The organism is Rahnella sp. ATs2, assembly GCF_051851855.1.
Lineage (GTDB): Bacteria > Pseudomonadota > Gammaproteobacteria > Enterobacterales > Enterobacteriaceae > Rahnella > Rahnella variigena.
Genome location: NZ_JBLYPL010000011.1, coordinates 148,641 through 162,090, shown reverse-complemented (window position 1 = coordinate 162,090; position 13,450 = coordinate 148,641). Strand labels below are relative to the sequence as shown.

The window sequence follows — 13,450 nt, the reverse complement described above, 5'->3', positions numbered from 1 at the left end:
AGATTCCTAAGAGGCGCGGCGACAGGCGCCTCTTAGGGCCAGTTTGGGTGGCAACCCAAGGTGTTGACCTTAAACCGTCAGTGCATCGGAATGCACACTCTTAGCAGTGAATTGATTCTCCGGCTCACTTAACCCCAGATTCCCCCGCAGGGTCTGCGCCTCATAGTCCTTCCGGTATAACCCGCGTGCCTGCAAAATTGGGATTACGCTGTCGATGAAATCATCGAACGCCGTCGGGGTGCCGCCACGAACGATAAAACCGTCGGTTGCGCCTGAGGTGAACCAGTGTTCCAGACCGTCGGCGACGTCTTCGGCAGTGCCAGAGAAGGTCGGACGCGGTGTGGCGGCTTCCAGCGCGGCCTGTCGTAGTGTCAGTCCGTGTTCATGAGCGTTGCGTTTGATTTCATCTGTCGTGCTGCGGAAACTGTTTTGCCCTAAATCGCCGATGTCCGGGAAGGGAGCATCCGGATCGTATTGCGCAAAATCGTGATGCTCAAAGTAGCGGCCGAGGTAATCCAGCGCGCTTTCCAGCGTCACCAGTTGCGCCGTTTCCTGGTACTTGCGTTCGGCATCGGCAGGCGAGTCGCCGATAATCACGCTGATACCCTGGAAGACGCGGATGTCCTCAGCGTCACGGCCGTGTTCTGCTAACTGGCGCTGGACGTCGAGACGGAATTCGCGTGCCAGTTCCGGGGTTTCCTGACGGGTGTAAATAGCGTCGGCAGCTTCGGCGGCAAAGGCTTTGCCCTGTTCTGATGCTCCGGCCTGAAAGACAACCGGACGGCCTTGTGGCGAGCGTCCGACGTTCAGCGGTCCCTGCACCGAGAAGTATTTACCGTGGTGATTGAGCGTGTGCAGTTTCTGTGGCGCAAAGAACTGGCCGGTGCTTTTGTTGCGCACAAACGCGTCTTCTTCCCACGAGTCCCACAGGCCTTTCACCACGCTGACGTATTCGCTGGCAATGCGGTAACGCTCGTCATGTTCCGGATGTTTATCGCGGGAGAAGTTTTTCGCCGAACCTTCCAGCGGCGAGGTCACTACGTTCCAGCCCGCACGGCCACCGCTCAGATGATCGAGGCTGGCGAACTGGCGTGCGACGGTAAACGGTTCGCTGTAAGAGGTCGATAATGTCGCCACCAGACCGATTTTTTGAGTCACCAGCGACAGCGCTGAAAGCAGGGTAATCGGCTCAAAACGGTTGAGAAAATGCGGAATAGATTTCTCGGTAATATAAAGTCCGTCAGCGACAAATAAGAAATCAAACTTAGCCTGTTCGGCTCGTTGCGCTAATTGCTGGCAGAACTGAATATTAATACTGGCATCGGCGACGGCATCCGGATGACGCCATGCAGACATATTTCCCGACGCACCCTGAATAATGGCACCCAGACGTAACTGTTTTTTCTGACTCATTGATTCATCCTTAAGATTATATTATTCAGCCGCCGTTAAGCCAGCGTGCGTAATTCAGCGACAGAGCGAACCAGCAGCGCCTGCTCCTGGGCATCGAATGCCTGCTGATTGAGGATTTTGCGCAGATACACCAGTTCGACGCCCAGCGGATTGGTCGCCCGATGAAACGGCTCGTAACCGCGTCGCTGATACAATGCGGTCAGCCACGGATGTTTTACCGCCGTCGCCAGATATACCGCCGGTGATTTCAGCGTGTCGCGTAAGAATGTTTCTTCGACGTAACGGATTATTTCATTGCCAAAACCCTGACCCTTGGCGTGTTCCGCCACCGCAAACCAGTGGACAAATGGCCACGGCGCAAGATGATTTTTCGCAGGCGTCCACAAAAAACGCGTGGTCAGTGTCGCCGTCAGTACGCCGTCTTTTTCCAGCACATAGGTGGTTTCATTGCGAATAACATCCCGCACATCCTCAACGCTGGCGCGGGTGATGGTGAAATGAATGCCATGTTCCAGCAGCGGCGCGTAAGCTTTTTGCAAAAGGCTGTGCAGCGCAGCCGCTTCTGATTCCTGAGCAAGGCGGATCACGTGGCTCATAGTGTGTCCTTAAGCCAGCGCAACGCTGGATGTGGCTAACAGTTCGAGGGAACGCAGGCGCGCATGAGGCTGAGAAACCGGCGTATCAATGATAAATTCTTCCACACCGTACCTTGCCTGCAATGTTTCCAGTTGCTGATGAACATCCTCACCGGTGCCGTACAACACTTCGGACTGACGTTCTTCAATACGATGAGATTTGGCTTTTGACTGACGCAGATACGCCTCAACTTGTTCATGGCTGCCGACGTTGACGCTTTGCCCGTCGCTGGCGATAACGCGATACCGCTGCGTTTTATCCACCAGCCGTGCAGCCTGTTCGGTGGTATCAGCGACAATTACCGGCACAGCCAGAAGCGCCCGCTTGCCGTGACTGTCGTGCGAATAAGCGGAAAGGGCGCTGGAAATATCGCGCTCGTCGGCATTCAGGTGCGCAGCAAAGACGAAATTCCAGCCGAGACTGGCGGCCAGACGGGCGCTTTGTTCGCTGGCACCTAATAAGAAACGTGAGGCGGACTGCGGCGGCTGTGGGGTAGCAGAAAGCGCATCGGCGTCTTTGCCTCTGACGGGCACTGAAAGCCAGTCGTCGAGCTGACGCAATTGTTCCGCGAAATCGCCCTTACGTGCCGGATCCACCGCGTGTTGCAGCGCATGGGTCGAAAGCGGTAATCCGCCCGGCGCTTTGCCAATGCCGATATCTACACGGCCGGGGGCAAGTGATGCCAGCTGATTAAAATTTTCCGCCACTTTATACGGACTGTAATGTTGCAGCATGACCCCACCGGAACCTACCCGCAGGTGCTGCGTATGCGCGAGGATCCAGGCGATCACGATTTCCGGCGAAGAGATCGCGAGTTTGTCAGTATTATGATGCTCCGCCAGCCATAACCGGTGATAGCCCCAGCGCTCTGCATTTTTGGCGAGTTCCAGCGTCCTGCGTAATGCCCCTGCGGCATCTTCATGCTCATCCAGCGGACTTTTTTCAAGCAAACTTAAACGGTATCCCATCGTTTTTCCCTTTATTCGCAACACGTCGTTAACAGGGATTATTAAAGTCAGGGACAAAAGATGTAAAACAACAATAGTTGCTATGGAGTTGCAGGAGATGAGAATGGATGTGGGCTGGCGGGCGACATGTGCGCGGATCTTAGCCGGGAAAGATAAACCGGGTGCTTGAAAAACATAAAAGGCGACTTATGTCGCCTTTAGAATGCTATAGCGGCATAGGTTATTTATCCTTCAGCTATGCAGGGATGGGAGGGAACATTTCCTCTAGCGCTCTTATCACTTTACAGAAGAACTGATTATTTAAAGACGTTTTGTTGTAAACCATATAGACCGGTATGCTTGGCAGATTCATATCCACATTAACCGCACAAATATCATACTGCTTTTTATATTCTTCATATGCCTTGAGCGGCACAAATGCCAGTGTGTCTGTGGCTTCAACGACCGGCATTGCGGCACCGATATAACCTACATAATAACGAATTTTCCTTTTAACACTTATTCTTTTCTCAAGTTGTTGAGCGAGGTTAATTCGTAGCAAGCTGTCATTGCTGATAAACGTGAACTCTTCCTTCATAACATCTTCTGGCGAGGCTTTATCTTTAATTCTTGGATGGTTTTTTGCACGTATCACTACCAGAGGTTCCTCATACAGTAAAAAAGTATTACGAGATAGATTCTTATGTGGGTTGATATCAAACACGATGTCAGTTTTACGAAAAGTCAGTAAATCATCTATTGCCTGGGAAGAATTTCCTACCACAGTGTGAGTTACTTTGCAGCCTGGTGCTATTTTGTCGATAGCCCTGACTAAGGGGCCGAGTATGGTGAGAGAAAAATAGGGTGGACAATTAATCACTATATTTGAAATGGCAAGTGGGTGATCTATTTCCTGAAATCTGGCCAATAAATTATCATAGGACTCAAAGAGTTTTTCATGTATTCCTGTCGCCGTTTTGGTTGGGGAAAGGTTTTTCCCCTGCCGGACGAAGAGGGGATCAGAAAAGTGATCTCGTAAACGCCCAATAGCCTGGCTGACGGCGGAAGGCGTCAGTCCCAATATACCGGCAGCTTTGGTGATGCTGCCATGGATATAAACAGATTCAAACATGGTTAACAAGTTAAGATCAAAACCCTTAATAGCATTAAGACGTTCCGTGTTGTGATTGAGTTTCATTTTTTCTCACTTGGTTTTTTCAGAAATGATGGTTTGGTCAGCCTGTAAATTCATCTCCACAGGCGTTGATTGAGATTTGTGTGATATTTTAAAGAGATTAAAAATTCAAACTACGCACAAATCTACCATGCTTATTTTAAATGGATTATAAAGAAAGTGTACCTGGATTTGTTTTTTTCATAATATATGTGGTTGTGTCGCAGTTTCCAAGTGCCTGGGTGAATGTGGATTTTATTAATTTGCAATTAGGATTTTTTTTATCATGTAATTATATGTAATAGAACAAATAATTATAAACTCTTTAATAAAATGAATGAATGTTTAAGTTCACTGTGTTTATTTCCACAGCGACAATGTGAATAATGCCTCTCCCCTGCAAATGCCTCTCCCCTGCATATGGATTCAGGGTTCAACTAACAAAATTGAAATGGAGAGATAATTTTGAAACTTAATACATTCATTTAAAATGAGCGTACTGGCTGCCGGCATGGTTGCTGCAATGGGTGCATACGCAGAAGACACCGGTACCGTTTCGATTTCCGGCACTTTTATTATTAAGCTGAACAGTTGCCCTGCAGATCTTTCCGCACAAGTTCAATTTAACGGGCAAACTTCTTCTTATGAAAATCTTGTTTTCGTAGGCTCCAGCATGACAAGTAACTCAGGTATGATTATTAAAGATCAGGCTGGTGTTGTGCTTACCCCTAACGCAATGGATACTTCTGAAAGCCAGGCATTAATTTCAGGCAACAATGAGTTGAAATATACTGTAGGTCTGACTAAGACTAAAAACAACGTTGTTGCGGGTCCATTTAGTAACTCCGTTACTTACGTTATCAGCTACCAGTAATCGTTAATTAAGTAAAAATAATTTCTGAAGTGATTTCAATATATAGTTGTTCTGGTTAATCCCAGAGCCACTTTCTTTTAAATTCACAGGTTCAATATAAATGTTCAAATATTTATTACTCCCAATGTTAGTCATCATGTCCAGCAATTCCTTTGCTGGATTATCGGTAGGTGCCACCCGCGTTATTTATAATGGCAATATGAAAGAGGCTTCGCTTTCCATAAAGAACACAGAAGACTCGAGTGTTTACCTAATTCGTTCCTGGATAAGTTCTGACAATGCGGGCGAGAAGATACCCTTTGTTATCACTCCGCCATTGTTCCGCATCGAGCCTGGCCAGGATAACACCGTCCGTATTACCCAGACTTCGTCATCATTAGCGCAGGATAAAGAGTCTGTTTATTGGCTTAATACGTTGGCTATTCCCCCTGCTACAAAAGAAAAGAATTCCCTGCAGTTCTCGATTAACACACGTATCAAACTGATCTACCGACCGACAACACTGAATAACAAAGAGGCGATTGCCAAAGCGTATCAGCAGATCACCATCACCCGCTCAGGTAGTACCTTAACCGCCAACAATCCTACACCGTATTATGTCAACATGACAAAAGTCAGCGTGAACGGTAAAGAGCTGAAGGCAGGATATATGGTTCCGCCAAAATCTTCGTTGGAGATTAGTAATGCTCCGGCGGGGAATAGCATCAACTGGCAAGCGATTAATGATTTCGGCGGATTAACAGAAAAAGTCAACGCATCAATTTAATTAAGTTGAAAAATTAAAATCGGGAATGTCTGTTTATTATGGATAATAACAATATTAAAAATCGTCAGGACAAAGACAACACCAGAAGAAAAGGTGATAAAAGAAAGAGCGGCGCACTAAACAGTAAAGCTGCTGCCCGCTCTTTTTTATTAAAACCCTTATCCTTTTTCATATTGTTATCTCTTCCCGGATTGGCTTTCTCCGCTGAAACGTTTAACGCGGAAATGCTTAAGGCCGTCGGTGATGGCGGCGATATGAAAAACGTCAATCTGGATTATTTCTCCGAAAAGGGCGGGCAGATGCCCGGCACTTATCAGGTGGAGATCTATCTGAATAACCAGCAGGTCGACTCACGCAACGTCGAGTTTGTCAGCCTGCCAGATGCGCCAGGTAAACTCTACGGGGCAATCACCCCGGCGGAGATGGCAGAGTACGGCGTTAAGCTGGACGTATTCCCTGACCTGCAAGCCGTTGCACCTGATGCAAAGCTGACCAAGCCACTGAGTGCCTATGTGCAGCAGGCCACTGAAAATCTTGATATAAACCGTAAGCGTTATGATATTACCGTACCGCAAATCGGCGTAAATCTACGTCCGCGCAACTCGGTTGACCTGAAGCGCTGGGATAACGGCATCGCCGCCTTTATGCTCAATTACAGCTATTCCGGTTCTACCACACAGCGCGACGACAGCGGTCAGTCAAAGAGTAACTTCGTTAACCTGCGCAGCGGGGCTAACCTCGGCGCATGGCGTCTGCGTAACTACTCGACTTACAGCGACCAATATACCGAAGGGACTCACGGTGGCGATGACACCAATACCCGTGACTTCGAATCAATTAATACCTACGTGCAGCGTGACGTGCGTTTCCTGCAGGGCGGGCAACTGACGCTGGGTGAATATTCCACGCCTGCCGACGTGTTTGACAGCGTCCAGTTTACCGGTGCGCAACTGGCCTCCGATGACCAGATGCTGCCGGACTCCATGAGCCAGTTTGCGCCGACAGTGCGCGGCATGGCTGTCGTGTTATTGATCGGGGGCGTGAATAATGCCATGGCGCTGGGTGTGTGTAGTTATCTTTCCAGACAGCCATTGATTACGGTAAACATGAACGTGACTTCACAGCAGGACTGGCCAAATGGATTCGTCATCGGGGGAGTGGCTTATAGTACAGCCTACAAAGTGGCTGAGAATTGTTCGGGCGAGTATCAAATGACGAAAACAATGAATACCGCTGTCTACCCTTCCTCCACCTCCAAGATATTTAAAAGCGGTGTCGAGGGCGTGGGTATCCGGCTCACGATAGGCGGTACCCCTGTGTCTACGGGGGCTAATCAGACCAGTGGTAACGGTGACGGTTCGAGCCCGATTAATCTGCAGGATGTTGACGTTGAACTCATCAAAACAGGGGATATCGTTCCCGGCTCTGTGACTCCCGGAGAGTTAGCCACCGTTGAGATGAAAGACAGCGCAGGGACAAGACAGGTATTAACTATAAATATAGGCTCGGTCAATATTAAGCAAGCTTCCTGCGAAATCACCGGTTCCAGTGCTATCCCTGTCCCAATGGGCGATGTGATGAAAGAAGATTTTCAGGGCAAAAACTCAACGCTGAAACCCCAAAATATCAATATCCCTCTGCAATGCAGCGCGCAAACCAGGGTGAATATCAATTTTGATGCGAAGTCATCACAAGGCAACGGCATCATTGACCTGACGGCGGGCGGAGCAGAAGGTGTGGGCATTCAGCTGAAACTAAACAGCACGCCGGTGATATTTAACAAGACTCTGTTTGTGGCACAGGCCACCGAACAAGGTGCATTTAACATCCCGCTGACCGCGGCCTATATACAAACTGCCGATGATATTGCACCTGGTTCAGCCAATGCGGTGGCGAACTTTACCATCACCTACGAATAATGTTCAGACATAACCGGCGGCTGATCCTTGAGAGATGCCGCCACGCTGCACTCTGTTACTGATGTTATCCCGTCTGACCTTCAGCATCACACTACCGCCTTCAAATAACCGCTCCAGTAAAACTCCTCCACACCGTTCAGCAAGATTTCTGAACCGTCCGCACTATCTTAAATTCATAATAGAACTGCTTTTGATTGAGATGCTGCGGCACCTGAAACACAGCCAGCGAACGTTAGCGCGCAGTTAAAAAAACGCAGAATTCCAAAGGGTTTCGTTTAAAAACCCTTTGGGGCCGTGTGGGTCAACGCCCACGACCTTGAATCTGAATTCGATTTTAAAAGCGCTAAAGGTCGCCCACCTGCAAAACCTGATATCCGAAGAAGGGCGCACTTGCTGCGCCCTGGATTAACCCGCTATTCAGAGGTAGCCGCTCTCTTGTATGCAGGCCTTAAAGGCCTTTCAACAAACTCCATTGTGACTGGATTAAAGTAACGACTAGGCCAAATCGTGGAGGGAGGAACTCCAATTGCCTGACCGATCAGCAATTCGCCTTTTGGCCACGGGCGGGACAAGGCATTAGACAAAGTGGATGAGCCCAGCCCTGCCGCGCGTGATACTGCGGCCAGAGTGGTACCTTTTTTGCGCAGTGCCGCAATAATGTCGGCAGGGTGCCAGTCCTGAAAAGGAAAAGATATGTTGGGTGGATAGTTTGTGGTCATTTCGCAGTTTCCGTTGCAAAGCGATGAGATAGCTACCACAAGAGGTGCAAATCTCTGGGGGTGATAGCTCAGACGGAGTTTGCACTACCGGGCACAACGGATGCCGGCCAGTCCGGAGACTGCCCCCTCTGAGCCACCATTGAGACGTGCATATTACACGAAAGCGTAATAAGCAACAGGTGTGCAAAGGCCTCGATATATAACGTAAACTATATATATCGACGTTGTGACATCCGGGGTGCAAATCCCGGCCACGGATTTTGCCGTAGCAAATCCACTATAGCGTAAATAGGTAGCGTAAACCAAGCGGATAAAAACGTGCATAAATGTTGATTTAATTAGGGTTTTTATCTGTTCAGCTAATACCAAAAAAAAGCCTCCCACATCAGGGGAGGCTTGAACCATTGCTATCAACGGGTTGGATGATTCACTTCTACCGGACGCAAATCAAACAGCAATACTTCTGCCTGATCTCCGTCGGTAAAGGTCAGTTTATCTTCCTGACGAACCCGCGCACCGTCGCCGGTTCTGAACTCGATACCGTTCACTTTAATGCTGCCGCGTGCCACATGAATATAGGCATAACGGTTCGGGTCTAGATCAACTGTCGCCTGTTCCGCGCCATCGAAGAAACCGGCGTAAATCTTCATATCCTGACGAACGGTCAGCGAGCCCTTGTCACCTTTTGGCGAGACGATCAGGCGGAACTGACCGCGTTTGTCCGCTTCAGGGACAGACACCTGCTGATAACCCGGTTCGGTGCCGTTTTCCGCGGGCACAATCCAGATTTGCAGAAAATGCACGCTTTCGTCGCCGGAGTGGTTGAACTCACTGTGCGTCACGCCGGAGCCCGCGCTCATCAGCTGTACATCCCCCGGGACGATCACTGAACCAGTACCCATCGAATCTTTATGCGCCAGTGCGCCTTCCAGCACATAAGAAATGATTTCCATGTTGCTGTGAGGATGCGCGCCAAAGCCGCGCCCCGCTGCCACCTGATCATCGTTGATAACCAGCAGGTCTGAGAAACCGACCTGTTTTGGATCCCAGTAACTGGCGAAAGAGAAGGTGTGACGGGAATGCAACCAGCCGTGGTCACCTAAGCCGCGTTGTTCAGAGAGACGTTGTTCGATCATGGTGTACTCCTCAGTGTGTCAGGGAGGAAGTGCGTTTGCGCTTCCGATAGACAGAGAATACACGTAAACTAATTTGCTCAACAATGCGGTGGTTTGACTATCACTGTCACGTTTTAGTTGACAAAAATGCGGCGTGCCAAAGAGGAGAGAAAGTGATGCAGATAGAAGATCTTCGTATTTTCGTCGCGGTGATTAAAGCCGGAAGTTTCACTGCCGCTGCCGAACAGCTGTTGTTGTCGAAACAGTACGTCAGCCGCCGTATGGCCGCACTGGAAGCGGGGCTGAATGCCCGTTTGCTTAACCGTAATACCCGCAAACTGTCGGTGACCGAATCCGGTCAGCTGTTTGCCGGACACGCGCAGCGCATCCTCGACGATATAGAAGAAGCTGAGCGGGCGGTGTCGCAAAAGCGCCAGGTGTTGCAGGGGTCTTACCGCCTGAGTATTCCGATGTCATTTGGTATCAGCCATCTTTCACCGCTGATTGCTGAATTTCTGGGGCAGCATCCGGCCATTCAGTTTCAGGTGGATCTGGTGGACCGGTATGTCGATCTGGTCGGTGAAGGTTTTGATATTGCGCTGCGTATCGGCAATCTGGCCGATTCTTCGCTGGTGGCACGCCGTCTCGGTGAGCTGAAACGGGTGATATGTTGCAGCCCGCAGTATCTGGAACGCATGGGGACGCCGCAAACGCCGGAAGACCTGCTGCAACATCAGTGTCTGCGTTATGGCCGTGAAGGGCAGACGGGCTGGGAGCTGGATCATAACGGCAAGCGCCGGTTATTCGAAGTGCGGGGGCCAATTGTCAGCAACAACGGCGAAGTGCTGCGCGATGCTGCCGTGGCCGGGCTTGGGCTGGTGTTATTACCAGAATTCATCGTCGGACCGGCGTTGCAGTATGGCGCACTGGTGCGGGTGCTGGACGATTTCCACCCCGGCGCGCTGGATCTGCATGCCATTTATCCGCAGCATCGTCAGCGCAGCGAAGTCACCCGCGTGTTTCTGGACTTTTTACAGGAGCGGCTTAAAGCGCAGCGCGTCTCTGCGGCGTGATTTGCCGGATAAAGAGCGCCCGGAACGAAAACTCTGCTCAGGCAAGTTGGCAGGATCAGGCAAGAAATAAAGAGAACTGTGGCTTGCTGCTGCGGGCTTTAAATCTATAGTAAATGGGTCATTAACACTTCAGGAGCTGACTGATGAAAACTGTTGGATTTGCGGCCTACGATCCTAAAAAACCGCTTGCTCCGTACGCCTTTGAGCGTCGCGGCCTGCGTGATAACGATGTGGCAATGGAAATTCTGTACTGCGGTGTCTGCCATTCAGATTTGCATACGGCGAGAAATGACTGGGGCTGGAGCTATTATCCGATTGTTCCCGGCCATGAAATTGTCGGACGCGTAACGCAGACTGGCAGCCAGGTCAGCCGGTACAAGATTGGCGATCATGTCGCGGTTGGTTGCATGGTGGACAGCTGTCAGGAATGCGATCAGTGTAAAAAAGGCGAAGAACAGCTGTGTCGTGAAGGGAATACCGGGACGTACGCCGGTTATGACCGTTTCACCAAAGAACCGACACAGGGCGGATATTCCAAGCATTTAGTGGTGCGCGAAGAGTTCTGTCTGCGTATGCCGGAAGGGTTAGATCTCTCCAAAGCTGCGCCATTGCTGTGTGCCGGGATCACCACCTGGTCGCCGCTCAAAACCTGGAACGTCAAACCGGGCAGCCGTGTGGGCGTGATTGGTCTGGGTGGTCTGGGTCATATGGCGGTGAAACTGGCGGTCGGTCTGGGTGCGGATGTCACCGTGGTCAGCCGTTCGAATGCCAAAGAAGCCGACGCACTGGCCCTGGGGGCTAACCGTCTGCTGGTTAGCGCCGACAGCGATGCCATGGCGCAGGCACACGATCATTTCGATTTAATCATCGATACCGTGCCGGTGAAACATGACGTCACGCCGTACCTGCCGTTGCTGGATGTGGACGGCACGCTGGTGCTGGTCGGGCAGGTCGGGCCGATGGACGAGTTCAACACCGTTCCGCTGCTTTTAGGCCGTCGTCGCGTGGCCGGCTCGCCAATCGGCGGGATCCGCGAAACTCAGGAAATGCTCGATTTCTGTGCTGAGAAAAACATTCTGCCGGATTGCGAAATGATCCGTATGGATGAAATCAACGAAGCGTTCGAGCGCATGGAAAAAGCGGACGTGCGTTATCGTTTCGTGATTGATATGGCTTCTCTGGATGTCCCTGCGACAGTCTGATCAACAGGATCACTGAGCAGTAACAGAAACAACAATGGCTCCTGAACAAGGAGCCATTTTTTTATGCAGAAACGGGCAGCGATCCGCGTCTTTTCAGCGGTACGGTGATGAAAACCAGGCACAGCACCACCAGTCCGATTCCCGTCCAGCCGAGCGCGGGCAATCTTTCGCCGACAATCAGCACCGCTAATACCGCCGCCACAGCCGGTTCCAGCAGGGTGATGGTGGTCGCCATACTCGCCGGGATCCGCGCCAGCGCATAGCCGAAACAGACGTACCCTACGAACATCGGGATCAGCGCCATGTAAGCGCCGACCGCTGCATTATTCCACGACGCCAGCAGCGGGCCGCCGGTGACAAACAGCACCGGCATCAGGAACAGGCCGCCGAGTCCGAAGGTGGCGCCCATCGCGGCGCGGGAGCCTATTCCCCGCTGCATGAGATGGCGTGCCGCCCAGGAATAGAGTGCGTAAGTCAGACCGGCAAGCAGCCCGAGCCCGATCCCGGCAATGACGCCGGAACCCTGACCGGTTGCCGCATGACCGGCACTTTCCGCCACGCACAGTAAAATCATGCCCGCCACGCCGATGGCAGCGCCGGTCATCCAGCGGCGTGAAAGACGCTGCCCGTCGAGTGAATACTCAATCAGCGCAGATAACAGCGGGGCGGAACCAATGGAAATCACCGTACCCACCGTGACACCGGCCAGATGCATGGAGGCGTAAAATGCCAGCGGATAAATACCCACCGCCAGCGCGCCGGTCAGTAACATGCGCCAGTTCTGGCTAAACCGGTGGCGGCTGGCAATTATGCCTTTGGCGGAAATCAGCGCCTGCAATAATCCGCCCAGTCCCATCGCCACCGCGCCGATTGCCAACGGACTGACGTCAGGCGCAAAGGTCGCGGCGGTGCCGGTCGATCCCCATAAAACGGATGCGAACAAAACGGCGAGGATCCCCAGCATGCGTTCCCTGCGGGCGACGATCATGACGCCTCCATCATTTCAGCGGCCATTGCCATTGCCTGACGCACGCACCGGCCATTGCCTTCCAGTCCGGCACGAGAAATCGCGCCTTCCAGCAGAAACGAGAAATGGCGCGCCATCAGCTGTGCTTTGGCTTCGTCAGCCGGGAACAGTTCGCAAAGATGCGCGGTCACGATCGCTTCCACCTGTTCTTTGTGTCCGCGCACAGCAACGCGTCCGGGCGCACCGGCGGGCAGTTCAGCCGCGGCGTTCAGCAAACCGCAGCCCCTGAATCCGCGTTCGTAAGAAAACTCAGCGTGATCGTCGTAAGCCTGAAAAACGGCCAGCACTTTCTCTTTCGCCGTGACCGCGTTTTCCAGTCTGCTGGCGTAAAGCTGTAACCATTCGTCGTGGCGGATTTCAATGTACGTCGCCACCAGTTCGGCTTTGGATTCGAAATTGTTGTAGAGGCTTTTTTTCGCCACACCGGCTCTTTTGATAATGGCGTCGATACCGGTGGCGGCGATGCCGTCGTTATAAAACAGTACGCGTGCGGCGCCCAGAAGGCGGTCGCGGGCGCTTTGCGGTGAAGAGTCTGATGTGGACATAGGTTTCTCGTCGCAATGAATTTGCAGTAGGTATACCAGT

14 protein-coding genes are annotated in these 13,450 nt (G+C 51.4%); 5 read left to right on the top strand and 9 right to left on the bottom strand.

Annotated elements, in window-relative coordinates; all coding sequences use genetic code 11:
- Positions 1-69: 69 nt before the first annotated feature.
- The 4 genes from ACJY2G_RS14190 to ACJY2G_RS14175 form a co-directional block, all read right to left on the bottom strand.
- Positions 70-1,413, bottom strand: coding sequence for an LLM class flavin-dependent oxidoreductase (locus ACJY2G_RS14190; RefSeq protein ID WP_430320156.1), 1,344 nt, complete (start codon positions 1,411-1,413; stop codon positions 70-72).
- A 35-nt stretch (positions 1,414-1,448) separates the two neighbouring features.
- Positions 1,449-2,009 carry a GNAT family N-acetyltransferase gene (locus ACJY2G_RS14185; protein WP_112288776.1) on the bottom strand — a complete coding sequence of 187 codons (561 nt, stop codon included), beginning with the start codon at positions 2,007-2,009 and terminating at the stop codon, positions 1,449-1,451.
- 9 nt (positions 2,010-2,018) lie between these two features.
- The gene (locus tag ACJY2G_RS14180; protein ID WP_112288775.1) at positions 2,019-3,017 is read right to left on the bottom strand and encodes an LLM class flavin-dependent oxidoreductase; all 999 of its coding nucleotides are present in this window, start codon (positions 3,015-3,017) and stop codon (positions 2,019-2,021) included.
- Positions 3,018-3,252: 235 nt separating this feature from the next.
- The gene (locus tag ACJY2G_RS14175; RefSeq protein WP_120162464.1) at positions 3,253-4,194 is read right to left on the bottom strand and encodes a LysR family transcriptional regulator; all 942 of its coding nucleotides are present in this window, start codon (positions 4,192-4,194) and stop codon (positions 3,253-3,255) included.
- Between the two features lie 487 nt (positions 4,195-4,681).
- Here ACJY2G_RS14175 and ACJY2G_RS14170 point away from each other — a divergent pair, with 487 nt between their 5' ends.
- The 3 genes from ACJY2G_RS14170 (at position 4,682) to ACJY2G_RS14160 (ending at position 7,729) form a co-directional block, all read left to right on the top strand.
- On the top strand, positions 4,682-5,044 hold the full coding sequence (locus ACJY2G_RS14170; RefSeq protein WP_430320157.1) for a fimbrial protein: 363 nt from the start codon (positions 4,682-4,684) through the stop codon (positions 5,042-5,044).
- Positions 5,045-5,144: 100 nt separating this feature from the next.
- A complete protein-coding gene (locus tag ACJY2G_RS14165; RefSeq protein WP_120162466.1) occupies positions 5,145-5,810 on the top strand; it encodes a fimbrial biogenesis chaperone in 666 nt (221 codons plus the stop codon).
- 38 nt (positions 5,811-5,848) lie between these two features.
- On the top strand, positions 5,849-7,729 hold the full coding sequence (locus ACJY2G_RS14160) for a FimD/PapC N-terminal domain-containing protein (RefSeq protein ID WP_439291862.1): 1,881 nt from the start codon (positions 5,849-5,851) through the stop codon (positions 7,727-7,729).
- A 413-nt stretch (positions 7,730-8,142) separates the two neighbouring features.
- Here the strand turns inward: ACJY2G_RS14160 and ACJY2G_RS14155 are convergent, their stop codons facing one another.
- The 3 genes from ACJY2G_RS14155 to ACJY2G_RS14145 form a co-directional block, all read right to left on the bottom strand.
- A complete protein-coding gene (locus ACJY2G_RS14155; RefSeq protein ID WP_120162468.1) occupies positions 8,143-8,448 on the bottom strand; it encodes a helix-turn-helix domain-containing protein in 306 nt (101 codons plus the stop codon).
- A 68-nt stretch (positions 8,449-8,516) separates the two neighbouring features.
- Positions 8,517-8,600 carry an ash family protein gene (locus tag ACJY2G_RS14150; protein WP_112288766.1) on the bottom strand — a complete coding sequence of 28 codons (84 nt, stop codon included), beginning with the start codon at positions 8,598-8,600 and terminating at the stop codon, positions 8,517-8,519.
- Between the two features lie 258 nt (positions 8,601-8,858).
- On the bottom strand, positions 8,859-9,584 hold the full coding sequence (locus ACJY2G_RS14145; RefSeq protein WP_120162469.1) for a pirin family protein: 726 nt from the start codon (positions 9,582-9,584) through the stop codon (positions 8,859-8,861).
- A 155-nt stretch (positions 9,585-9,739) separates the two neighbouring features.
- On the opposite strand from ACJY2G_RS14145, the gene ACJY2G_RS14140 reads away from it, so the two are divergent.
- Positions 9,740-10,636, top strand: coding sequence for a LysR substrate-binding domain-containing protein (locus ACJY2G_RS14140; protein WP_430320160.1), 897 nt, complete (start codon positions 9,740-9,742; stop codon positions 10,634-10,636).
- A 143-nt stretch (positions 10,637-10,779) separates the two neighbouring features.
- Positions 10,780-11,838 carry an NAD(P)-dependent alcohol dehydrogenase gene (locus tag ACJY2G_RS14135; protein WP_439291861.1) on the top strand — a complete coding sequence of 353 codons (1,059 nt, stop codon included), beginning with the start codon at positions 10,780-10,782 and terminating at the stop codon, positions 11,836-11,838.
- 61 nt (positions 11,839-11,899) lie between these two features.
- Here the strand turns inward: ACJY2G_RS14135 and ACJY2G_RS14130 are convergent, their stop codons facing one another.
- Together ACJY2G_RS14130 and ACJY2G_RS14125 are read right to left on the bottom strand one after the other, a co-directional pair.
- Entirely contained in the window at positions 11,900-12,826 is a 927-nt protein-coding gene (locus ACJY2G_RS14130) for a DMT family transporter (protein ID WP_120162471.1), read from the bottom strand.
- Positions 12,823-13,410: a TetR/AcrR family transcriptional regulator gene (locus ACJY2G_RS14125; protein ID WP_430320161.1), complete on the bottom strand. Its 588-nt coding sequence runs from the start codon at positions 13,408-13,410 to the stop codon at positions 12,823-12,825. Before ACJY2G_RS14125 ends, ACJY2G_RS14130 begins: the two co-directional genes overlap by 4 nt.
- Between the last annotated feature and the right edge of the window lie 40 nt (positions 13,411-13,450).

Coding starts and splice junctions, on each gene's coding strand:
- ACJY2G_RS14190 (WP_430320156.1), bottom strand. CDS start 1,413: ATGAGTCAGAAAAAACAGTTACGTCTGGGTGCCATTATTCAGGGTGCG.
- ACJY2G_RS14185 (WP_112288776.1), bottom strand. CDS start 2,009: ATGAGCCACGTGATCCGCCTTGCTCAGGAATCAGAAGCGGCTGCGCTG.
- ACJY2G_RS14180 (WP_112288775.1), bottom strand. CDS start 3,017: ATGGGATACCGTTTAAGTTTGCTTGAAAAAAGTCCGCTGGATGAGCAT.
- ACJY2G_RS14175 (WP_120162464.1), bottom strand. CDS start 4,194: ATGAAACTCAATCACAACACGGAACGTCTTAATGCTATTAAGGGTTTT.
- ACJY2G_RS14170 (WP_430320157.1), top strand. CDS start 4,682: ATGGTTGCTGCAATGGGTGCATACGCAGAAGACACCGGTACCGTTTCG.
- ACJY2G_RS14165 (WP_120162466.1), top strand. CDS start 5,145: ATGTTCAAATATTTATTACTCCCAATGTTAGTCATCATGTCCAGCAAT.
- ACJY2G_RS14160 (WP_439291862.1), top strand. CDS start 5,849: ATGGATAATAACAATATTAAAAATCGTCAGGACAAAGACAACACCAGA.
- ACJY2G_RS14155 (WP_120162468.1), bottom strand. CDS start 8,448: ATGACCACAAACTATCCACCCAACATATCTTTTCCTTTTCAGGACTGG.
- ACJY2G_RS14150 (WP_112288766.1), bottom strand. CDS start 8,600: ATGCACGTCTCAATGGTGGCTCAGAGGGGGCAGTCTCCGGACTGGCCG.
- ACJY2G_RS14145 (WP_120162469.1), bottom strand. CDS start 9,584: ATGATCGAACAACGTCTCTCTGAACAACGCGGCTTAGGTGACCACGGC.
- ACJY2G_RS14140 (WP_430320160.1), top strand. CDS start 9,740: ATGCAGATAGAAGATCTTCGTATTTTCGTCGCGGTGATTAAAGCCGGA.
- ACJY2G_RS14135 (WP_439291861.1), top strand. CDS start 10,780: ATGAAAACTGTTGGATTTGCGGCCTACGATCCTAAAAAACCGCTTGCT.
- ACJY2G_RS14130 (WP_120162471.1), bottom strand. CDS start 12,826: ATGATCGTCGCCCGCAGGGAACGCATGCTGGGGATCCTCGCCGTTTTG.
- ACJY2G_RS14125 (WP_430320161.1), bottom strand. CDS start 13,410: ATGTCCACATCAGACTCTTCACCGCAAAGCGCCCGCGACCGCCTTCTG.